This is a genomic window from Bacillus sp. AC266 (genome assembly GCF_979253805.1).
In genome coordinates, this window is record NZ_CEEDEC010000003.1 from 233,449 (window position 1) to 253,646 (window position 20,198).

The following is a 20,198-nucleotide window of genomic DNA, read 5'->3' on the forward strand; positions in this document are numbered from 1 at the left end:
GCAAGCGCCTTATTCTTCACCTCTTTTCTTACGATGTTTGTAACATTTGTTTTGCTAAATGTTCAGCTGTAGCGATATGTATATGTTGCTTCACGTCTTGTCCGTCTGTCATTAATACAATTGGAGCTGATGATACTGCTGGAATTTTCAACAATTCACCACTACTTGCTGTTTCATCAAATTTCGTAAACACGATACCATCAATATGAATATCTTTAAAGTTCGTAATAATTTCAATCATGTCTTTACTTTTCATAGAAGCTGATAACGTTAAACAAATATAATCTGGCTCTACTTGCCCCATCGTCTCAATCATTTCTTCAACCGTTTCTGACGTACGATAATTTTTTCCGGCTGTATCTATTAAAATATAATCGACGCGCGCTTCTTCTTTAAAATAAGTAAGCGCCCGTGCCATTGCGGCTTCATCCCGCACAGCGATAACTTCTGATCCAATTGTTTTCACGTAATCTTGCAGTTGCTGTACCGTTCCGATGCGAGAGTGGTCTGTTGTAATAAAACCAACCGTTTTTTTCTTACCGTGAAACTGCCACGCCATTTTCGCAAGTGTCGTCGTTTTTCCAACGCCAGTTGGACCGATTAATGCAATTGTTTGTACCTCTTTTTCAAATACGTTTTCAGTATTGAAATGAGATCTCATATCTTCCAATATGTATCCGATGACTTCTTCTTCTGTAATCATCGTTGCATTCTCAAACTTCACTTTTAATTTTTCAGCATATGCATGAATGAAATATTGTTCCACATCGTTTTGTTCTAACATCCGAATTACTTTTTGAATAATAAATGGTACAGATTCCTGTTTTTCTTTTTTTATAACTACTTCTTCTTTCTTTACAGGAATAGCTTGTTTCACAACAGGCTGTTTTTTAGCTACTTTCGTCTCCTCCGTACGTTTCACAACGACAATACCTTTTTCAAACAGTTGTAATAGTTTCTCTTTTTTTCTTGCCCATTCTTCACTATTGCCTGTTTGCATCGCTGCGTATGACATAGAAGTCGTTACGTTTTCTAAATTGTGCAGTACCGATTGAATTCCATTTGCCTTCACAATTTCTTCTGAAGGTTCATTTACAACATCCATTAATTGCTCATGAAATTGAGTTGTTCCTTCACTATTTTCATCCTGTTTACCTTCAGGAAAAGCGACTAACATTTCATAATTCTTTTTCCAAAAAAACGGGATATTTCGTTTTACACTTTCATCGACAACGTAGTAATAATCTGTACCATATTGGTCAAATAATTTTCGATACAATTCATTTTTCGAAGCTGCTTTTATTCGCATTAACGCTTCTTTTTTTTCTGTACTTTCCATTACTTCACCTCCTACTATTCAATATAAGCAATTTGATCTACAACAATTTCTGGTGCCAATTCACTAATACATAATACTTTAGCTTCTATTTGATAACGTTCAAGAAGTCTCACAATCGCAAACCTGAAATCTTTTCTACGCGTTAATAATACTGGCTCTCGTCCCATTAAACGAGCTTGTTTGAAAACGCGCTGTACTTGCTCTACTACTCGCGTTTCTAAATCTAAATCCCAGTTTAATAAATAACCTTGGTATGAATTATTAACAACATCCGCATCTAACTCAAGCGAGTCAGCGAAGAGTGCCGCATAAATTTTTCCATCAGGATTTTTCGCACTCTCACAAATAACTTTTGAAATACATTCACGAACAAATGCAGTGACACCATCAACATGGTTTTGATAAATTTCTTTCCCGTCAATAATACCTTCAATAATTGTTGGTAAATCACGAATTGAAATTCCTTCTTTCAGAAGTTGTTTAATAACATTTTGCACGAGTGATAAATCGATTTCTTTCTTCTTAATTTCTTCTAATAAAACGCCATTATCAGTTTCAAGCGAGTTAATCAAGTCTTTCACATGTTGACGCTGAATTAACTCATGAAGATTACGTCTAACGACAACATCTAAATGCGTAATTAATATGCTGAGCGGCTCTAACACTTGATAGCCTTTCATTTGTGCATCTTGTACCATATGCTCCAAAATCCAATATCCATCTTCACCAAAAATTGGATCTTTCGCTGGTTCTGCATCTAAATCAGCCATTACATTCGGTGTTTTCAGTGCTAGTAAATAACCTGATTTTAAAACACCTTCAGCCGCTTTCGCACCTTTAATACGAATAATGTAACGTCCGCGTGGTCTAAAGCTCGTATTATCTTTAAAGTTAATTCCAGGAACGTTAATACCAAGGTCAGTAATAATCGACTTCCTCATAAGAACAACTTTATCACGAGCTGTTTCCCCGTTAATCTTCTGCTTTACAAGTGCCGCTAAATCTAAACCGAGCTCTACAATAATTGGATATTTATCCGTAAAGACGCCGAATGAATCTTCCACTTGCTGCAGTTGCTCTTCATCGCCTTGAATCATTTCTAATTCTTTTTGAAGCTCGTCTTCTTTTTCTTTCTTTATTCGCTTTTTATTACGAACTCCTAAGAAAATAATCGTGCCTCCAACGAGAGCAAATGGTAAAAATGGTAGCGGTGTAAAAACACCCATTGCGATAAATAAACCACCGAGTGCATATACAACAACTTCATGCGCTAATAACTCTTTAAAGATTCCTTCAGTTACTGTATCAGCTGAACCGTCAAATACACGCGTTACGATAATACCTGTTGAAATCGCAAGCATTAACGAACCGATTTGGTTTACAATTCCGTCACCGACAGTTAACTGTGTATAGTGAATAGCCGCATCTGCAAAGCTCATTCCTTGCTGCATCATACCAACAATTAAGCCGAAAATAATGTTTACGAATAAAATGACAATCCCGAAAATAACGTCCCCTTTAATGAACTTTCCGGCACCATCCATCGCTCCGTAAAACTCTGTTTCCATATTTAATTTTTTTCGTTTCGCCTGTGCATCTTTTTCTGTAATAAGACGCTGATTCAAGTCAGCATCGATAGACATTTGTTTCCCTGGTAAAGAATCAAGTGTAAAACGAGCTGCTACTTCAGCTGTACGAGACGCACCGTTTGCAACGATAAACTGGAATATGATTAATACTATAAAAATAACGATACCAATTAATAAGTTTCCGCCAATTACGAACTGGCCGAACTCTTCAATAACATGACCCGCATTTCCGTCTGTTAAAATCGCTCGCGTCGTCGAAACGTTAATCGATACGCGGAAAATCCCGATTAATAACAACATCGTCGGAAATGACTTTAATTCATCCCACTCGTTAATACTTGTAGCTCGCATATAAATAAGCACTGACATACTTAGTAGAAAAACGATAACGATATCAAGTATAAATGGTGGAAGTGGAATTAAGAGCGCCACAACGAATGACGCTGCTAAAAAGATAGAAAAATAGGTTCTTGCAGAATCCATCTTAAACAAAGAGATCCCCTCCAAACGCGCTATTATACTTCAAGTTCTTTCGTTTGAATTAAATAGCGCATAACTTCAATTACAGCTACATATAAATCTTCTGGAATCGCCCTGTCTTCCTCGACTTGATAATATAAAGAACGAGCGAGCGGACGGTTCTCTACCATTGGTATTTCTTGTTCACGGGCAAGCGTTCGTATATATAATGCGAGCTCATCTTCCCCTTTTGCAACGACAATAGGCGCTGCGTCAACTTGTTTATTGTAACGAAGCACAACTGAAATGTGCGTCGGGTTGTTCACAATAAACGTTGCACCATCCATCTTCTTCGCAATTGTCCCTTGCAAGATGGCATGCATAAAGTTTTTTCGTTTCCCCTTTACTTGCGGGTCCCCTTCATTATCTTTATGCTCCCTTTTCACTTCTTCTTTTTTCATCTTAATATCTTGTTCGTACTCCCATTTTTGATAAATGAAATCAATAATAGAAAGAACGATTAAAATAATTAAAATGGCTAAAAAGATAAATTTAATTTGGCTAATAATTTCAGTAAGTGACGCTGTCCAGTTAAATCCAATCATACTAACGATTTTCTCTAAATTCTTTTTAAAGAGAACGTACGAAACGTAACCGATTAATCCCATATAAAACAGTGATTTCAAAATATCTACTAAACTTTTACGACTAAACAATCTCGTAAAATAGTTTTTCGGATTAATACGTGATGCTTTCGGCTTAAGTACTTTAGAAGAAAATAAGAAACCAACTTGAATCATATAATTGAACAAATGAAAAGCATATACAAGTATTAATATAGGAGCCGATACTTTCAGAAGTAATATACCCATTAAATAAAAATACTCGGTCGAATCTGTATTTTTTCCAATTTGATCAAACAGTACCGCTACGGAATGTGCAATCTCATAGCCGAGCCAATCTCCGAAAAAGTAAACGACAACTGCTAATACAAGAATGGAAAATAAATTATTTAAATCTTTACTCCGGGCGATATTCCCTTCTTCACGCGATTTTTTACGCTTCTGCGGGGTGGCCTTTTCTGTTTTATTATCCTTTGCCATGCGCGTCCCCCTACTTCGTTAAGAAAAAGTTAAATAGTTTCGTATACTCTTCCAGTAATACGTCTGTCATATTTTTAAACACATAACCGAGCATCGGTACACTCATCGCAATAAACAAAATACCACACGTTATTTTAATTACGTACGCATTCATAAAAACGTTTAATTGCGGTGCATTTTTTGCGATTAAAATAAGGACGAAATTAATAATGAATAGACTGCCCATAAGTGGCAAAGCAATTTCAACCGCTGATGTAATTGCAAATAATAACGTTGCAAGTAGACTATCTAAAAAACTATTCGTCAACAATTTTGAAATCGCCTCTGTATATTGAAACGACTTTAAAATCGTGGCAACGAAATAGTTAATGCCGCCCAGTGAAATAAAAATAATAAGAAAAAATATATCAAAAATTGTTGATAGCAAAGTGGACTGTGACCCTGCATTTACATCAAATAAACTCGCCTGTGATAAACCGATATCAAAGTCTAAAATATGCCCTGCCATTTTCGGAATGTTCCACAGCATCTCTACAATTTTTGAAAGTGATAATCCAATTACAATTTGCGTTCCTGCATAAGCTGCTACATCCCAAACTGTCTTTATGTGAGAGACATCCACTTGATCTGCCACTGTAATCGAAAGAGCGAGTCCAAATGTAACCTTTGCCATCGCCGGAATTGATCGGCCTGAGAAAAACGGTAGAAAATATAAAAATGAAGTAATGCGACAAAACGCAAAAAACGTCGCCGCCCATAATTCCATATTCATTTCAGTTCACCTATCTTAGTACGAACGCAATAGCGATGGGATTTTATCAAATAAATCTAAAATAAGCATCGTTAACTCTTGAAACATCCACGGACCTAAAATGATAATAACGAGCACAATACTCGCCATTTTCGGTAAAAACGTCAGCGTTTGCTCTTGAATTTGCATCATCGCCATAATAACCGCGATAATAATAACGACAATCATACTTACAACGGCAATCGGCATTAAAATCATAACCCCTTTATAAAAAAAGGTTTGGAAAATATCTATAATTGGTGACGTATTCATTTATATGACTCCTATCACATAGCATCAAACGCTTCAGGCGACCGTCTTAAACATAATATCGACGATTTTTGTATATCCACCTAAATATACGAAAACGAGTATTTTAAATGGTAAACTTAAAATCATCGGCGGTACCATCATCATCCCAAGGTACATTAAAAGTGTACTAATAATTAAATCAATAAAGACAAACGCTAAATAAATGAACATCCCTGTAAGTAAACCTTTTTGAATTTGCGTTAACGTAAAGGATGGCACAAGCGTAAACAGTGAAAGATCCTTTAAATCTTTCGGCAACTCTTCTCCGCGCACTTTCAGCATCATTTTCAAATCATGCTTATACGTATGCTTCGACATATAATCTTTCATAATCGGAGCTGTCGTTTCCGCAGCTTGACTTACTGTTATTTTTTCTTTCGTCATCGGGTCCCACACATCACTCTTTAATTGACCAAGCACTGGCTGCATCGTAAATAGCGATAAAAATAATGCGAGTCCAACAAGCACTTGGTTCGGTGGTAAATTCATAACCCCAAGCCCTTGACGAGTAATCCCAAGAACAATCATAAAATAAGTAAAATGCGTAAATAAAAGAACGATAGAAGAAGATAATGATAGAAGGGTAACGAGCGCGAATAGTTGTACACTTGAATTACTCGTAAACTCTTTTCCATTTTCGAAATTAATAAAGCCGTTCGGGGCTGCATACGCTGGATTTACAAAAACAAATGAAAAAATAATAGAAAATGCGAAAATAACGGCAAATAACGATAACTGTTTCTTTATTCTCATGATGGATCCTCTACTTTTTTCGTTTCACTCTTCACCGCGTCTTCTAACGCTTGTTGAAACTGATTTCCTGTTCCTGTTAACTGCACAGATTGTACACCGTTATTACTAATAACAGTGAACACTTGCTTTCCGTCCACTTCAAATAAAAAGGCGCTCGTTTGATGATTTAAATAAACACCGTCTTTCACTTGAATGTGTCCATTTTCACCTTGCTTAAAAAACTGCTGTTTGCGCGTCTTTTTCGTCATATAATATGCACCATAGCCGAGCGCACCAAACAGTAAAACGACTTGAAATAAGGTCGTCATATACGACATATGACTCCTCCTCTACTCTTTATCCTGCATTTGATTTTGTGCCTTCATAAGCGCTGCATGTTTCTTATCAGCTTCAATTTCAGAAATAATAATGCCAAACTTCTCGTCCATTACGATTGCCTCACCAATACCGACTTTCATATCACTTAAATATACATCTACTTTATGTCCTAAATTTTTCTCTACTTCAAGAACATCGCCAACTTTTAACTGCTTCACATCACCAAGCGTAATAGATGACTTCCCAAGCTTTACTCCAAGTTCAATCGAAATGTCTGAAACGGTATCAATATGTGCCTTCCCCGCTTCATTTCGCTTCCCTGCAAATTCTTCTAATCCCATTAATGACACAGGAGATACTTCATGCTTCATATGGATCCTCCTACTCTATAAAACTTTTAAATAGGAGCGCCTTACGCGTTCCATCTTTCCCAATAAAACAATTAAATTTATGTTTCCCATCTACATAACCACGTAGTTGATCTGAAACTTTCGTATGAAGCGGAATAATATCGCCTTCTTCAACTTTCTCAATCTCACCAATCGTCATCTTTTGCTCACCAATCGCAACGTGAACAGGTTTGTACACTTGATTTACTTTCACTTCTACTTCAGACGTATACTTTTTACGCTTATCCGAAGAATGTTCGACAATATTTTCAGACGTTAACTTATCCATAATTTCTTCAACAGATAAGAACGGAATTCCAATACGAACCGTCGTATTCCAAAACTCTGTTTTCATATTTACGTTCAGTAATGAAATAATATCGCTTGCCGTCGTAATCTTAAGTGCATTCGGATCTGTCTCCGTCGTTACAAACTTCGGTTCAATCGCAACAACACTTTCAAATGATTGCTCTAAATTTTTACAAAGAAGCAAGAATATATTATCAAGCGTTAAAAATTCAAACGCCGTTAGCGGTCTACGCATCGTAAAGTTACGCTTACTATCTCCGCCAAGCCAGCATTCATGAATATATATAACGAACGCTAAATCAATCTCAATAACAATTTCTCCAAGCTCTGGTAAACCTAGATCAATAACGCAATATAAATAATAATCTTTCGGCATTTTCTCTACATACTCACTCGTAAATGGAACTTGCTCAACGGCCGAAGGCTCTAGTTCAATTGGAATACGCATACGAGCTGACAACGTCTGTGACGTCTGCTTTCCAAATGTAGACGCAATCGCCTGCAAACTACGTAAATGTTCAACACCAAATTTCTCTGGTCTATTAAAATCATACTCTTGAAATTTATCTTGCTTCCCTGCTTCTTGTGCGAAAGCTGGCATTTCCTCGCCTTCATTCACCGCCTTCAGCAGGGCATCAATTTGCTCTTGGCTTAATTTTTCGCCACTCATGACAATCCCCTTCCCTACCTTTTCAATTCAACGATTTCGACATACATTTTCCCATTCTTCGTCAAAATCTTTCCGGTTCCAATCTCTTCATTCTCAAGCATAAGACGCACCGTATTTTTCGTTGAATTTTCAAGACGATACAATGTACCTTTCGTAATATGAAGCAGATCTTCAATTTTCTTTTTCGTATTTCCGATTTCAAAATAAATTGTTAACGGAATATCATCTTGTAATTTCAAATCTAGCCAACTCCCATATCATGTTCACAAAAATTTCATGTTCTCTCTATATATGAAATTTCTTATTTTGAAACGTCGATATTTAATATTTTTTTAATATATCCTTGCGTTTCTTTAAATGGCGGTACGCCCCCGTACTTTCTCACATTACCAGGACCAGCATTATAAGAAGCAAGCGCCAATACGAGATCACCGTTATTTTTCTTTAAATAACCGCTTAACTCTTTCACGCCGCCTTCAATACTTTCAGCTGGTGAAAATGGATTTTTTATACCCATCTCTTTCACATTCGCTGGCATAAGTTGCATAAGCCCCATCGCCCCTGCATGTGACACCGTTTTCGGATTAAAATTAGACTCCACTTCAATCATTTTTTGAATTAACGTTTTCGGAATTCCGTATGTATGACTAGCGCGATCAATAATATCCTCATACTTACCTTCATTGGAAGAACGTATTTTTTGAATATTATACTTCTTCGTTAATTCCCACGTATCAGCAGGCTCATTTTTCGTTTCTGGGAAACGTCGTTCAAACTCTTTTTGTGCGACTTGCACTTCATCTACTTTCTTCGTTTCAGCTTTCTCCGTCTCCTCAGGCTTACTCGCTTCCTCTACTTTATTAATAGATTCTTCCGGTTTATTAACAACCGTTTCTATTTTCGTAGATTGTACCGGCTGACTCATATCTTCTACTTTTGCCGGCTCTTTAGCAACTTTCGTCTCCTTCGCAGATTCACTCTGCAATTGATCTTGAAAACGGCTACTAACGAACGCTTGCGGACTACTTAACTTTTGCTGAATTTGTCCTTTTTTATATGCAAGAACTTCTTTTACTATATTTCCAACTACCATAATATCACCTTTTCGGTAAACAAAGATAATCTAATATTAGAGTTTTTTTAAAAAGTTTGCAATAATCCTTTTAATAATATTGTAATAAAAAAATGAATAGATTGTTAAACTGTTATTTTTTTATATTCATTAATTCGAATTTTTAGTTGACACCCGTTGTAGCAAGGATTACAATAAATCTCGAAATCGATTTTTTCGCATATTACCGTTTTTCAATTTGCAGAAAAGTCAATATAAAAAAATGGGGGTTCTTAACATGAGAATCAATACAAATATTAATAGCATGCGTACTCAAGAGTACATGCGCCAAAACCAAGCAAAAATGAGCAACGCTATGGACCGTTTATCAAGCGGTAAACGTATCAACAACGCTTCTGACGATGCAGCAGGTCTTGCAATCGCAACTCGTATGCGTGCTCGTGAAAGCGGATTAGGAGTTGCAGCTAACAACACACAAGACGGTATTTCATTAATCCGTACAGCTGATTCAGCAATGAACTCAGTATCTAACATCTTACTTCGTATGCGTGACCTTGCAAACCAATCTGCAAATGGTACAAATACTAATGAAAACCAAGCTGCATTAAACAAAGAATTTGATGCATTAAAAGAGCAAATCGATTATATTTCTACAAACACTGAGTTCAATGACAAAAAATTATTAGATGGTTCAAATACAGAAATCGCAATTCAAACATTAGATAACGCTGATACAAGTAAACAAATTAACATTAACTTATCTAATGTATCCACTAAAGAATTAAAACTTGATACTTTATCTATCGGAACTGATAAAGTTAACAAAACAACATATGAGACAACTACAACATCATTTGATAATCTTGGAAAGGCAACAGATGCTACTAAAGCGCTACTTGATCCAAAAGTAAAAGCTACTATGGAAGAATTTGACAAAGTTAAATCTTTCATGTCTGCAGATGATGTAAAGAAAATCGAAGCAAAATTAGAAACCTACACTAAAGCAACAGACGGTGCTGCATCAACAGCTGCAGCAAATGATTTAGGTAAAGAATTTGCTAAATTAACAAAACTTGAAACTTCAGATCTTAAAGCTGATGCTTCTGGTGCAATCGCGTCTATCGATACAGCACTTAAAAACATTGCATCTAACCGTGCAACTCTAGGTGCTACATTAAACCGTCTTGACTTTAACGTAAACAACCTGAAGAGCCAATCTTCTTCTATGGCTTCAGCTGCTTCTCAAATCGAAGATGCTGACATGGCGAAAGAAATGTCTGAAATGACTAAGTTCAAGATCTTGAACGAAGCTGGTATCAGCATGCTTTCTCAAGCAAACCAAACTCCACAAATGGTTTCTAAATTATTACAATAAGCCATTTGAGTTAGTTTCATGAATGAACCTCTCTGCTTGCAGAGAGGTTCATTTTTTCTATATAAATGAATTATTTGTAAAACCTTTCTTTTTTTTAGGTGAAAGAGAGCATCAGCGATGCGTAGAAGCGGTCAGTGCCTATTTTTACTCCATCCCATGTTAAAACACAAATAGGAAATGAGCATAAGTCCTTTTTCTTTTCATAGCCGTTTATTAGCTTTAAGACCCTATATGAATCTATAAGGAGTGTCCATTATGCGTATTGGTACGAATGTTTTAAGTATGAATGCTAGGCAATCGTTTTATGAGAATGAGAAACGTATGAATGTTGCGATGGAACATTTGGCGACTGGTAAGAAGTTAAATGCTGCTTCTGATAATCCGGCAAATATTGCGATTGTGACTCGTATGCATGCGAGAGCGAGTGGTATGCACGTTGCAATTCGTAATAATGAGGATGCAATATCAATGCTTCGTACAGCGGAAGCTGCTCTTCAAACTGTGACGAATATTTTACAACGTATGCGTGATTTAGCTGTTCAATCTGCGAACGGTACAAATTCAAATAAAAACCGTGATTCACTAAATAAAGAGTTTCAATCTTTAACAGAGCAAATTGGCTATATTGGCGAGACGACTGAGTTTAATGATTTATCTGTATTTGATGAACAAAACCGGCCTGTTACGTTAGATGATATTGGTCATACAGTAAATATGATAAAACATATTCCCCCTTCCCCTACACAACATGACATCAAGATTTCAACAAAACAAGAAGCAAGAGCGGCAATTCGTAAAATTGAAGAGGCTTTACAAAATGTATCACTTCATCGTGCTGATCTTGGGGCTATGATGAATCGTTTACAGTTTAATATTGAAAATTTAAATAGCCAAAGTATGGCCCTAACAGATGCTGCATCTCGAATTGAAGATGCGGATATGGCGCAGGAAATGAGCGATTTTTTAAAGTTTAAATTGTTAACTGAAGTTGCCCTTAGTATGGTTTCACAAGCAAATCAAATTCCGCAAATGGTTTCGAAATTACTACAATCTTAAATATAACCTTTAAAACTATTGAAAGAACCCCATATAAAAATAAAAGGGAGATACATAGCGTTTATGTATCTCCCTTTTACTTTTACACTAGTTTATTCATTATAAATTAGATCCTCAGCTAAAGAAGTAAAGATTTCTCCAACAAGTGAGTCTTCATCATATACACATGAGCCCTTATTTTCTTCTCGCTTTGCAAACGGTATTTGGACGATTACTTCTGTTTGCAGTTGTTCTGCTAGCATTTCGCCCCCGCCTTTTCCGAAGAGATAGTTTCTTGAGCCGTCTTGTTCTTCGTAATATGCCATGTTTTCAACGATACCTAAAATGTCGTGTTTCGTATGTTTTGCCATTACTCCTACTCTAGATGCGACAAATGAAGCTACACTATGAGGAGTTGTAACGATAATTTCCTTCGCTTGTGGAATCATTGCAGCAACATCTATCGCAACGTCTCCTGTTCCTGGTGGTAAATCTAGAAGAAGATAGTCTAGTTTTCCCCAGTGTGTGTTCGCAAGGAAGTTTTGAATCCATTTGTTTAACATTGGTCCTCGCCACATTACTGGGTTGTTTCCCTCTGTAAAGAATCCCATCGACATAATTTTAACACCGTGACTAACGACTGGAATTGCTGTTTGATCAATCATTGTTGGTTTTTCATTCGTTTCCATCATAGCTGGGATACTGAATCCGTATATATCTGCATCTAAAATTCCAACCTTTTTCCCCATACGAGCTAACGCAGTAGCAAGGTTAATCGTCACAGTTGATTTTCCGACTCCCCCTTTTCCGCTCGTTACAGTAATAAAACGTACTCCTGAATCAGGTCGAAGCATACTAGGCATTCCTGTTTCTGTTCTAGCTTCTTTCTTTAAGGACGCTGTTAATGCCGCGCGTTCTTCTGGTGTCATAGAACCGAATGTTAAGGAAACTTTCGACGCACCAATGTTTCGAAGGGAGTCTTCAATATCTTGTTGAATTTTTGCTTTCAACGGACAACCTTGAATTGTTAAAACAACTTCTAGCCCAACTTCTGTACCATCTATTTTTATATTTCTAACCATATTTAGTTCCACAATACTTTTGTGTAACTCTGGATCTTCTACATGGCTTAACGCGTTCATAATCTGTTCGTGAGTAATCATCATACACATTCCTTCCATTGTAATTATTTTACCTTGTGAAAAAAGTCTCCGCTTTTCCCACCCGTTTTTTGTACTAAATACGTTTCTTTCATGACCATCATTTTATCAACTGCTTTACACATATCGTAAAAAGTAAGGGCGGCGATTGATACAGCCGTTAATGCTTCCATTTCTACACCTGTTTTCCCACTACATTTTACTGTAGCTCGTATCATTAATTCATAGCCATCGGTTTTCTTTTCATAACGGAACGTAAAGTCTGTTCCTTGGATTAATATCGGGTGACACATCGGGATTATATCCGCTGTTTTTTTAGCACCGATTATGCCAGCAACTTGTGCTACTTGGAGCGGGTCTCCTTTTTTCAATCCACCACTTTGAATTGCTTCAAATAGTTCATTTGATAAAAAAATTGTACTTTGCGCAACAGCTGTGCGTGTTGAAATATCCTTTTGAGAGATATCAACCATTTTAGCTCTACCCTCTTCATTCCAGTGCGAAAATTCACTCATAATGATCCTCCTTAACGTATGAAAGATTTAATACTCGAATAAAAAAATTACCCTCCGCTTACAGGTGGGATAAACGCGACAGTATCTCCGGCTTTTGCAATATCTTCGTCCGTTACAAATTCTTCATTGATTACTACCATAACTTTTTCTAGCGTCTGTAAGTGATAGTTTTCTTTCAACCATTTTTTCAATTGATGAACAGTCATCTCTCGTTTATTGATTATTGCTAACCTCTCTGACCCGACTTCTTCTCGCAAATTTGCGAACAGTAAAATTGTAATCATTCTCTCATTCTTCTTTCTTTGGCTTTCCTTCTGGATACGGAGTATTTTCAAGTTGATCTCCAATCCATTCCGTTCCATCTTCCCAAAATTCTTTTTTCCAAATTGGGACGATTCTCTTTATACGTTCAATTGCGTATTCATTCGCATCGTACGCTACTTTACGATGCGGTGACGATACTGCAATGACAACGGCAATATCCATTATTTCTAGTCGGCCTACTCGGTGCGTGATTGCTATTTTTGCATCCGGCCACTGCTTCTTAATTTCTTCTCCAATTTCAGTAAGCTTTTTTACTGCCATCGGTTTATATGCTTCATACTCAAGATGTAACGTTCGTTTTCCTTTCGTTAATTCTCTAACCGTTCCAATAAAAGTTGTAATGGCTCCTGCTTCTCTTCTTGCTACTTTATTCGTTACTTCTTCAACTACAATCGGAGTATCTACAATTTCAAATCGTGCTTGTCCCATCAAAACCTCTCCCTACTTTACGGAATGTCCAAGGCCATTCACTACCTTCGTTATCTTCTAATAAGAGAACATCTACAAACATTCCTTTCTTATATCCTCTCGTTCCGCCTAGTAGTACGATAAAAACATTTGATTCCGCTAATGAAGAAACGGAACTAGATTTATCAAATCCTGATGGATAAGCGATTAGTCGTCCTTCGTTATACTGAAGCTTACCTCGTACAAATCTTGTAAATGGATTCGGTTTTAGAAAATCTTCTCCGAGCATTGCTTTTTCTCGTTTTACATGTGGTTTTTCGCTAAACATATACGCACGAATGCTAGGTTTTACGAATAATTCAAAACCTACATAGCAAGCAGATGGATTACCTGATAATCCAAATAATAATTTTCCGTTTAATTGCGCTACAGTCGTGACGCTACCCGGCCGCATGGCTACTTTATTAAAAAGAACTGATGCGCCTAACCTTTCGTATATAGCTGGCAAATAGTCATAGTCGCCTACCGAAACACCACCAGTTGTAATTAACATATCCACTTCGCTTAACGCTTTTTTCACTGCTTCGTAGCACGTATTAAAATCGTCACTAAACTTCCCAAAGTATTTTACTTTTCCACCTGCTCTTCGAATTTGAGACGATATCATATACGTATTACTATTTCGAATTTTCCCTGGCTGTAATGTTTCATCAACATCAAGAAGTTCACTCCCAGTCGCTAATAGTCCAATGACAGGCTTTTTTGCTACTGGCACTTCGCTATAACCGAATGTAGCAAGAAGAGCTGAAATACCCGGATTAATGTAACTACCTCTTTTTGCGAGAACGATTCCTTTCTGAACATCTTCACCTTGAAAGGATATATTGTCCCCTTTTTTAAATGAGCGCCTCACTTCCATATAGCTTTTTCCGATATTCTCATATTGACGATGACGAGTCAGTTCTAGCATGACGACCGCGTTACATCCTTTCGGAATTTGTGTCCCTGTCATAATTCGAACTGCTTGAAACGCTCCTACTTCTGTAGGAAATACGGAACCTGCTCCAATTTCACCGATGACTTCAAATACGATCCGATTCTCACGACTTGCTCGTAAAGTATCTTCTGCCCTAATAGCAAATCCATCATATGGCGAGCGATCGAAGGAAGGAACATCGTGATCCGCTACTATATCGTCTGCTAACGTACGTCCGTATGCTAATTCCAGTGGTACTAGTTCTTTTACACCACAATTAGCAAATGCCATCACTTTACGAACAGCCTCTTCAACTGTAATTGGCACTCTTCTTTCCATCATTACCAATCCCTCTCTATTATCCTAATAACCGATAGTATAGTTGTTTCGCTTTTTGAATTTCATTCGTTCCGTGAATGAATACACGACCATCATGAAAAATGACGATGCGATACTCTTCTAATTGGCAAGAGAGCAAATACGGATTCCGATCAACTTTCCCGTGGTTCTTTAATACTTTTTCTAACTCATCAAAGTTGTAATGTCTATTATGCGCCGGTCTAATTTGAACTGTATTTCTTCCGCATAAAACAGCTGTCTTCGTTTGCTTTTCGTATGATAAATAAGGATAAGTTCTATTTGTTCCGCACGAAGGACAGTCTTCCGTTTTGATTTTCCCTAGTTTGATAGAATGATATTGATTACTCCATATATCAAACATTAAAAAAGTTTTCCGAACTGCTTCATAGTCTTCTACTAAAATTTTGAATGCTTCTGCTACTTGATACGCTGCAACGATTTGAACAGCTGGACTAATAATTCCAACTGTGTCACACGTCGCCCCTGTAACAGGAACACTTTTCAGTACACAATGTAAGCACGGTGTTTTCTTCGGAATAATTGTATAGCTCATGCCATAACTTCCGACACAAGAACCGTAAATCCAAGGGATATTGTATTTTTGTGATATATCATTGATTACAAACCGAATATCGAAATTATCTGTGGCATCAATAATGACATCGACACCACCTAATAAAGCTTCCATATTATCTACTCTTGCATCCATTACTAGCGCCTGAATTTGCACGTCTGAATTAATTTGTTTGAGACGATTCTGCGCTGCAATTGCTTTTGGCAACTTTTCTATCGCATCTTGTTCAGCGTAAAGTTGTTGCCGCTGTAAATTACTCCATTCTACGTAATCGCGATCAATAATCGTTAATTTCCCGATACCTGCACGTACAAAGCTTTCTGCACTTGCACTTCCTAACGCACCTGCCCCTATTATTAATACATGCTTATTTCTAATCTTCTCTTGCCCTTCTTTTCCAATAGGAGTGAACAACTGTTGTCGTGAATACCGCTCTATCATGAGGTAACCTTCCTTTCATGTAAAAATCAGCTTCAAATACTGTTATTTTTTCAATACATCTTCTTCGGTAGCACTTTGTTTCTGATAACAAGAAAAATAAGCGAATCCAACAAATCCAGCTCCGCCAATTACATTTCCGATAAAGACTGGCACAAAGTTTTTCGCAAGATCCATCCACGTAAGGTGACCCGCAAAAATAACTGCTGAAATGACAAACATATTTGCTACTACTTGCTGAAACCCAATTACGACAAATGCCATAATCGGAATCCAAATCCCAACAATCTTTCCGATTAAATCGTTCGTTCCATACGCTAACCAAATTGCAAGGCAAACGAGCCAGTTACAACCAATTGCCAAAATTAAAGTTCTTCCGAAAGATTCATGTAATTTATCTTGAGCTATCGCTATCGTTTTATTTAAATAGGCACCTTCAGTTAACCCGCCAAGGTGACCGAAACAATACGCTACGAAAAGTGCACCTGCGAAGTTCGTTAAAGTGATCCACGCCCAATTGTTTAACACATGTTTCAATGAAATTTTCCGTGCATACAGTGCCATGGCCATCGACATCATATTTCCCGTAATTAATTCTCCTCCTGCTAAAACAACGAGCATAAGTCCAATAGGAAAAACCGCTCCTCCTATAAAATTGACTAAACTTCCCCACTGCTCCGGTACATTACCTAGAACACGAATATTAAGTAAAAATCCTAATGAAATGAATGCTCCTCCTAAAAAACCAAGAATAAGCATCGCTGATAGCGGTTGCCCCACCTTTTGAACACCGGATTCAATCACAAGCGCAGCAATTTGTTCCGGTTTATGAAATGCCATAACCAATTCCTCCATTTTTCTCATCTAAAAAAAGCAGCACCAAAAACCCTTATCATCGTAAGGATTTTTGAATGCTGCTTAATCTCTCTGCATATCTCTTACAGAAATATCAATCATCATTTTTACTATACTCATAGAAAGTGTACAAAACTTGCACATTTCCCACTATTTACGTTAACAAAGAGAATCTACATTCTTAGTAGCTTCTCAGCCACCGATATGCGACATTTCAATTTTCGGCATTGCTTTTTTATTCGTATTGCTTAACCGTTCGTCTGAATAACGGTCTGAACGATTATTCCAAATGTCACGAATAACATTAGTAATCTCCTCATCCGTATATCCAAAGCGAAGTAATTCTTTAAGATCGTTTCCTTTAGAAGCAAACAAACATGTATACAATTTTCCTTCTGCAGAAATACGCGCTCTTGTACATGATGAGCAGAACGAATCCGTTACAGATGAAATAATTCCTATTTCTTCTTCGCTACCAACATAACGATAACGTGTTGCAACTTCACCAGGATAGTTCGCTTCAATATGTTCAAGCGGCATCACTTTATGAATCATCTCTACTATTTCCTGCTTAGAAACTACTTCACCTAATTCCCAGCCGTTAAAATTTCCGACATCCATATATTCAATGAACCGAAGGATATGCTTATTCTCTTTAAAGTACTCTGCCATCTGAACGATGTCTTCTTCATTTTTCCCTTTTTGGACAACCATGTTCATTTTAATTTTCATTCCGGCTTCCGCTGCAGCCTGTATTCCCGCAAGAACCGTTTTTACTTTACTTCTATTCCCATTTAAATAAGAGAATCGTTCTTCATTTAACGAGTCTAAACTAACTGTTACACGAGATAAACCCGCCTTATATAAATCTGGCGCAAACTTTTTAAGTAATGATCCATTTGTCGTTAAACCAATATCCTCTACTCCATCAATTTCGTTTAACCGCTGTATGAGTTCAGGTAAGTCTTTTCGAAGTAAAGGCTCTCCTCCGGTAATACGTAACTTTCTTACACCTAAAGAAACGAAAATACGTGTAATCCTTTCAATTTCATCAAAAGATAAAATTTTATCATTAGACAAAAAAGAATAATTACGACCAAATATTTCTTCTGGCATACAATATCGACAGCGAAAATTACAGCGATCAGTAACAGAAATACGTAAATCCTTTAAAGGACGATCTAATTTGTCTAATGTAACAGATTTCATGATTATTGCCTCGTTTCTACTTATTTTATATTTATAATCCGCTCTGGATGCGTATATACATTTAAAGATTTATTACGAATGAAGCCTATTGTAGTAATCCCTAACTGCTCCGCCAGTTCTAATGCTAACTCAGTTGGAGCTGATTTTGACAATATTACTTCACAGCCAATTTTCGCAACTTTTAATAGAATTTCAGAAGAGATACGTCCACTAAAAACAATAATTTTATCACCAATCGAAATGTTATTTTTTAAACAATAGCCGTAAATTTTGTCTAAAGCGTTATGTCTCCCTATATCCATGCGGCTTAAAACAATTCCACTCACATTACATAAAGCTGCATTATGAACGCCGCCTGTATGTTGAAACGTAGACGCAGATTGTTGCATATCATTCATTAACCGAAAACAATCCTCGGCAGAGATCTTTACGCGAATATCATTCATTTCTTTCGCAGTCAGCGCATCGTTCGCAAAAACAAACCCTTGCCTACTCATTCCACAGCACGAAGTAATATAACGCTTGTTTTGTATGTCACGATAATAAGGATTGATTTTCGTCGTTTTTACATGTACATAGCCTTCTTTTTCTTGCATCCATATTTCATCAATATCTTCATACTTTCGGATAATGCCTTCAGAGGCTAAAAAGCCAATTACCATATCTTCAATATACTCTGGAGTACTAACCATTGTAACAAATTCCTGGCCGTTAATTTTAACCGTAACAGGAAACTCTGTTACAATGCTGTCCTCTATATGTTTAAATTCCCCTTGCTCATATTTAAAAATTTTCCGTTCCACCTGAATCGATTTCACGATGAGCATCCTTCTCTCACGTTATATTTTTATCAAAAACAAACACGGAAACTGCAATATCCTCATCTACTTTCATATCAGAAAACAGATGAACTAACTTCGCACCAACAAGTTCTTCTAAATGTTCATGAGGATTAGCCACATACACTTCTTGAATCATTTTCGTTCGAGCCATATGAACCATTTCCGCCCCATCCGTAGTTCCCGAAATAAATTTCTCAGTAGGTGTTAAATTCCCATAAAGTGTTGCAATAGCCATGTTCTCGGTAAATACAGTATGAATTCTTTCCGGCCCTTTCCCGAACAACTCTTTTCGAAGCTTTCGGATCATATCATTAAATTCATGTACCATTTTTGACATACTCTCATTCCTTCCTAGTTATTCCATCACAACTATTTTAACAAAATGATCATTTCGCCTAAACTATTTAATAATGAGACGAAATGGATCATCTTTTACAATTATCTCAAGTACGCAAACAACATATGAAATACTATTATTGTTGCTTATCTATTCTTCTTTTAACCCTTTACCCATACCTTTTAAGAAATGAAGACCAAATCCGATAGCACGATTAATATCTGGGTCTTTCAGTACTTTCATAAGGTCTAATATTCCTACTTTTTTATTGCTTTGCAAATGCTGGTTTCCTTCATCCATACCTGTCAATACGCTACCTATAAGCTTTTTCGTAAGTTCCGGATCAAGTTCTGTTAAAGCTCCTGCAGCGCCCATCATATTATTAATTAAATTTGTAACTGGTTCACGAGTGACTTGGCCTAGAACGATTTTTGCGATTGGTTCTTTCGCTTTCAGCATAGAATTTGCTGCTTCCAGCATCCCAATGTCATTTAATTCACCTACTATATTAAACATTTGATTTAAAGCATCTTCATTATTAGCTAGCAGTTCTTTTAAAGCTTCGAGTTTTTGTTGTTTAAGTTCTTCCTCAGTTAGCTCCTGTTTCTGGATCGCTTGAATAGGTGCTGCCATATTCTTTTCTCCCCCTTAGTTATCCCGCTATTTGCAGGCAGTAAGAACCCTACC

Annotated in this window: 24 protein-coding genes; 2 read left to right on the plus strand and 22 right to left on the minus strand. The window is 36.9% G+C overall.

Translation table 11 applies throughout. From position 1 onward, the window contains the following. Nucleotides 1-28 precede the first annotated feature (28 nt). From flhF to AC0IXC_RS14425, 11 genes are all read right to left on the minus strand, one after another. Complete coding sequence (flhF, locus tag AC0IXC_RS14375; RefSeq protein WP_215591098.1) at nucleotides 29-1,339, minus strand: flagellar biosynthesis protein FlhF; 1,311 nt, start codon at nucleotides 1,337-1,339, stop codon at nucleotides 29-31. Between the two features lie 14 nt (nucleotides 1,340-1,353). Beyond that, entirely contained in the window at nucleotides 1,354-3,420 is a 2,067-nt protein-coding gene (gene flhA / locus AC0IXC_RS14380; protein WP_215591097.1) for a flagellar biosynthesis protein FlhA, read from the minus strand. Nucleotides 3,421-3,443: 23 nt separating this feature from the next. Next, the gene (gene flhB, locus AC0IXC_RS14385; protein ID WP_016092913.1) at nucleotides 3,444-4,490 is read right to left on the minus strand and encodes a flagellar type III secretion system protein FlhB; all 1,047 of its coding nucleotides are present in this window, start codon (nucleotides 4,488-4,490) and stop codon (nucleotides 3,444-3,446) included. A 10-nt stretch (nucleotides 4,491-4,500) separates the two neighbouring features. Next, entirely contained in the window at nucleotides 4,501-5,262 is a 762-nt protein-coding gene (locus AC0IXC_RS14390) for a flagellar biosynthetic protein FliR (RefSeq protein WP_471652987.1), read from the minus strand. Nucleotides 5,263-5,277: 15 nt separating this feature from the next. Beyond that, nucleotides 5,278-5,553: a flagellar biosynthetic protein FliQ gene (locus AC0IXC_RS14395; protein WP_002011993.1), complete on the minus strand. Its 276-nt coding sequence runs from the start codon at nucleotides 5,551-5,553 to the stop codon at nucleotides 5,278-5,280. Nucleotides 5,554-5,586: 33 nt separating this feature from the next. Continuing rightward, complete coding sequence (locus AC0IXC_RS14400; protein ID WP_002126633.1) at nucleotides 5,587-6,345, minus strand: flagellar type III secretion system pore protein FliP; 759 nt, start codon at nucleotides 6,343-6,345, stop codon at nucleotides 5,587-5,589. Beyond that, complete coding sequence (locus AC0IXC_RS14405; RefSeq protein ID WP_000121176.1) at nucleotides 6,342-6,662, minus strand: hypothetical protein; 321 nt, start codon at nucleotides 6,660-6,662, stop codon at nucleotides 6,342-6,344. The genes AC0IXC_RS14400 and AC0IXC_RS14405 overlap by 4 nt, the downstream gene beginning before the upstream one ends. Nucleotides 6,663-6,674: 12 nt before the next feature. Further along, the gene (fliN, locus tag AC0IXC_RS14410) at nucleotides 6,675-7,034 is read right to left on the minus strand and encodes a flagellar motor switch protein FliN (RefSeq protein ID WP_002011996.1); all 360 of its coding nucleotides are present in this window, start codon (nucleotides 7,032-7,034) and stop codon (nucleotides 6,675-6,677) included. A gap of 10 nt (nucleotides 7,035-7,044) precedes the next feature. Beyond that, nucleotides 7,045-8,031, minus strand: coding sequence for a flagellar motor switch protein FliM (gene fliM, locus AC0IXC_RS14415; RefSeq protein WP_201034968.1), 987 nt, complete (start codon nucleotides 8,029-8,031; stop codon nucleotides 7,045-7,047). 14 nt (nucleotides 8,032-8,045) lie between these two features. Further along, nucleotides 8,046-8,270 (minus strand): flagellar motor switch protein FliN, encoded by a 225-nt coding sequence (locus tag AC0IXC_RS14420; protein WP_000775712.1) that lies wholly within the window; start codon nucleotides 8,268-8,270, stop codon nucleotides 8,046-8,048. A gap of 62 nt (nucleotides 8,271-8,332) precedes the next feature. Next, on the minus strand, nucleotides 8,333-9,124 hold the full coding sequence (locus AC0IXC_RS14425) for a transglycosylase SLT domain-containing protein (protein WP_471652988.1): 792 nt from the start codon (nucleotides 9,122-9,124) through the stop codon (nucleotides 8,333-8,335). Nucleotides 9,125-9,380: 256 nt separating this feature from the next. Between AC0IXC_RS14425 and AC0IXC_RS14430 the strand changes: the two genes are divergently transcribed. After that, nucleotides 9,381-10,478, plus strand: a complete 1,098-nt coding sequence (locus AC0IXC_RS14430; protein ID WP_471652989.1) for a flagellin N-terminal helical domain-containing protein — start codon at nucleotides 9,381-9,383, stop codon at nucleotides 10,476-10,478. Between the two features lie 255 nt (nucleotides 10,479-10,733). Continuing rightward, the gene (locus AC0IXC_RS14435) at nucleotides 10,734-11,534 is read left to right on the plus strand and encodes a flagellin N-terminal helical domain-containing protein (RefSeq protein WP_471652990.1); all 801 of its coding nucleotides are present in this window, start codon (nucleotides 10,734-10,736) and stop codon (nucleotides 11,532-11,534) included. 92 nt (nucleotides 11,535-11,626) lie between these two features. On the opposite strand, the gene AC0IXC_RS14440 is transcribed toward AC0IXC_RS14435, so the two are convergent. The 11 genes from AC0IXC_RS14440 to AC0IXC_RS14490 form a co-directional block, all read right to left on the minus strand. Further along, nucleotides 11,627-12,679 carry a P-loop NTPase gene (locus AC0IXC_RS14440; RefSeq protein ID WP_471652991.1) on the minus strand — a complete coding sequence of 351 codons (1,053 nt, stop codon included), beginning with the start codon at nucleotides 12,677-12,679 and terminating at the stop codon, nucleotides 11,627-11,629. A gap of 20 nt (nucleotides 12,680-12,699) precedes the next feature. Further along, entirely contained in the window at nucleotides 12,700-13,188 is a 489-nt protein-coding gene (gene moaC, locus AC0IXC_RS14445) for a cyclic pyranopterin monophosphate synthase MoaC (protein WP_471652992.1), read from the minus strand. Between the two features lie 47 nt (nucleotides 13,189-13,235). Further along, on the minus strand, nucleotides 13,236-13,472 hold the full coding sequence (gene moaD, locus AC0IXC_RS14450) for a molybdopterin converting factor subunit 1 (protein ID WP_471652993.1): 237 nt from the start codon (nucleotides 13,470-13,472) through the stop codon (nucleotides 13,236-13,238). A 4-nt stretch (nucleotides 13,473-13,476) separates the two neighbouring features. Next, complete coding sequence (locus AC0IXC_RS14455; protein WP_471652994.1) at nucleotides 13,477-13,941, minus strand: molybdenum cofactor biosynthesis protein MoaE; 465 nt, start codon at nucleotides 13,939-13,941, stop codon at nucleotides 13,477-13,479. Further along, nucleotides 13,922-15,235 (minus strand): molybdopterin molybdotransferase MoeA, encoded by a 1,314-nt coding sequence (locus AC0IXC_RS14460; RefSeq protein ID WP_471653064.1) that lies wholly within the window; start codon nucleotides 15,233-15,235, stop codon nucleotides 13,922-13,924. The genes AC0IXC_RS14455 and AC0IXC_RS14460 overlap by 20 nt, the downstream gene beginning before the upstream one ends. Before the next feature lie 19 nt (nucleotides 15,236-15,254). Further along, nucleotides 15,255-16,271 (minus strand): molybdopterin-synthase adenylyltransferase MoeB, encoded by a 1,017-nt coding sequence (locus tag AC0IXC_RS14465; RefSeq protein ID WP_471652995.1) that lies wholly within the window; start codon nucleotides 16,269-16,271, stop codon nucleotides 15,255-15,257. A gap of 42 nt (nucleotides 16,272-16,313) precedes the next feature. Next, on the minus strand, nucleotides 16,314-17,108 hold the full coding sequence (locus AC0IXC_RS14470; RefSeq protein ID WP_016094387.1) for a formate/nitrite transporter family protein: 795 nt from the start codon (nucleotides 17,106-17,108) through the stop codon (nucleotides 16,314-16,316). A gap of 207 nt (nucleotides 17,109-17,315) precedes the next feature. After that, on the minus strand, nucleotides 17,316-18,332 hold the full coding sequence (gene moaA, locus AC0IXC_RS14475; RefSeq protein WP_471652996.1) for a GTP 3',8-cyclase MoaA: 1,017 nt from the start codon (nucleotides 18,330-18,332) through the stop codon (nucleotides 17,316-17,318). A gap of 20 nt (nucleotides 18,333-18,352) precedes the next feature. Next, nucleotides 18,353-19,150, minus strand: coding sequence for a formate dehydrogenase accessory sulfurtransferase FdhD (fdhD, locus tag AC0IXC_RS14480; protein ID WP_002086466.1), 798 nt, complete (start codon nucleotides 19,148-19,150; stop codon nucleotides 18,353-18,355). Between the two features lie 16 nt (nucleotides 19,151-19,166). After that, nucleotides 19,167-19,511, minus strand: a complete 345-nt coding sequence (locus tag AC0IXC_RS14485) for a Na-translocating system protein MpsC family protein (RefSeq protein ID WP_002012015.1) — start codon at nucleotides 19,509-19,511, stop codon at nucleotides 19,167-19,169. 150 nt (nucleotides 19,512-19,661) lie between these two features. Continuing rightward, nucleotides 19,662-20,144: a helical membrane plugin domain-containing protein gene (locus tag AC0IXC_RS14490; protein ID WP_002012016.1), complete on the minus strand. Its 483-nt coding sequence runs from the start codon at nucleotides 20,142-20,144 to the stop codon at nucleotides 19,662-19,664. Nucleotides 20,145-20,198: the final 54 nt, after the last annotated feature.

Coding starts and splice junctions, on each gene's coding strand:
- flhF (WP_215591098.1), bottom strand. CDS start 1,339: ATGGAAAGTACAGAAAAAAAAGAAGCGTTAATGCGAATAAAAGCAGCT.
- flhB (WP_016092913.1), bottom strand. CDS start 4,490: ATGGCAAAGGATAATAAAACAGAAAAGGCCACCCCGCAGAAGCGTAAA.
- AC0IXC_RS14390 (WP_471652987.1), bottom strand. CDS start 5,262: ATGAATATGGAATTATGGGCGGCGACGTTTTTTGCGTTTTGTCGCATT.
- AC0IXC_RS14395 (WP_002011993.1), bottom strand. CDS start 5,553: ATGAATACGTCACCAATTATAGATATTTTCCAAACCTTTTTTTATAAA.
- AC0IXC_RS14400 (WP_002126633.1), bottom strand. CDS start 6,345: ATGAGAATAAAGAAACAGTTATCGTTATTTGCCGTTATTTTCGCATTT.
- AC0IXC_RS14405 (WP_000121176.1), bottom strand. CDS start 6,662: ATGTCGTATATGACGACCTTATTTCAAGTCGTTTTACTGTTTGGTGCG.
- fliN (WP_002011996.1), bottom strand. CDS start 7,034: ATGAAGCATGAAGTATCTCCTGTGTCATTAATGGGATTAGAAGAATTT.
- fliM (WP_201034968.1), bottom strand. CDS start 8,031: ATGAGTGGCGAAAAATTAAGCCAAGAGCAAATTGATGCCCTGCTGAAG.
- AC0IXC_RS14425 (WP_471652988.1), bottom strand. CDS start 9,124: ATGGTAGTTGGAAATATAGTAAAAGAAGTTCTTGCATATAAAAAAGGA.
- AC0IXC_RS14430 (WP_471652989.1), top strand. CDS start 9,381: ATGAGAATCAATACAAATATTAATAGCATGCGTACTCAAGAGTACATG.
- AC0IXC_RS14435 (WP_471652990.1), top strand. CDS start 10,734: ATGCGTATTGGTACGAATGTTTTAAGTATGAATGCTAGGCAATCGTTT.
- AC0IXC_RS14440 (WP_471652991.1), bottom strand. CDS start 12,679: ATGATGATTACTCACGAACAGATTATGAACGCGTTAAGCCATGTAGAA.
- moaC (WP_471652992.1), bottom strand. CDS start 13,188: ATGAGTGAATTTTCGCACTGGAATGAAGAGGGTAGAGCTAAAATGGTT.
- moaD (WP_471652993.1), bottom strand. CDS start 13,472: ATGATTACAATTTTACTGTTCGCAAATTTGCGAGAAGAAGTCGGGTCA.
- AC0IXC_RS14455 (WP_471652994.1), bottom strand. CDS start 13,941: ATGGGACAAGCACGATTTGAAATTGTAGATACTCCGATTGTAGTTGAA.
- AC0IXC_RS14460 (WP_471653064.1), bottom strand. CDS start 15,235: ATGGAAAGAAGAGTGCCAATTACAGTTGAAGAGGCTGTTCGTAAAGTG.
- AC0IXC_RS14465 (WP_471652995.1), bottom strand. CDS start 16,271: ATGATAGAGCGGTATTCACGACAACAGTTGTTCACTCCTATTGGAAAA.
- AC0IXC_RS14470 (WP_016094387.1), bottom strand. CDS start 17,108: ATGGCATTTCATAAACCGGAACAAATTGCTGCGCTTGTGATTGAATCC.
- moaA (WP_471652996.1), bottom strand. CDS start 18,332: ATGAAATCTGTTACATTAGACAAATTAGATCGTCCTTTAAAGGATTTA.
- AC0IXC_RS14485 (WP_002012015.1), bottom strand. CDS start 19,511: ATGTCAAAAATGGTACATGAATTTAATGATATGATCCGAAAGCTTCGA.
- AC0IXC_RS14490 (WP_002012016.1), bottom strand. CDS start 20,144: ATGGCAGCACCTATTCAAGCGATCCAGAAACAGGAGCTAACTGAGGAA.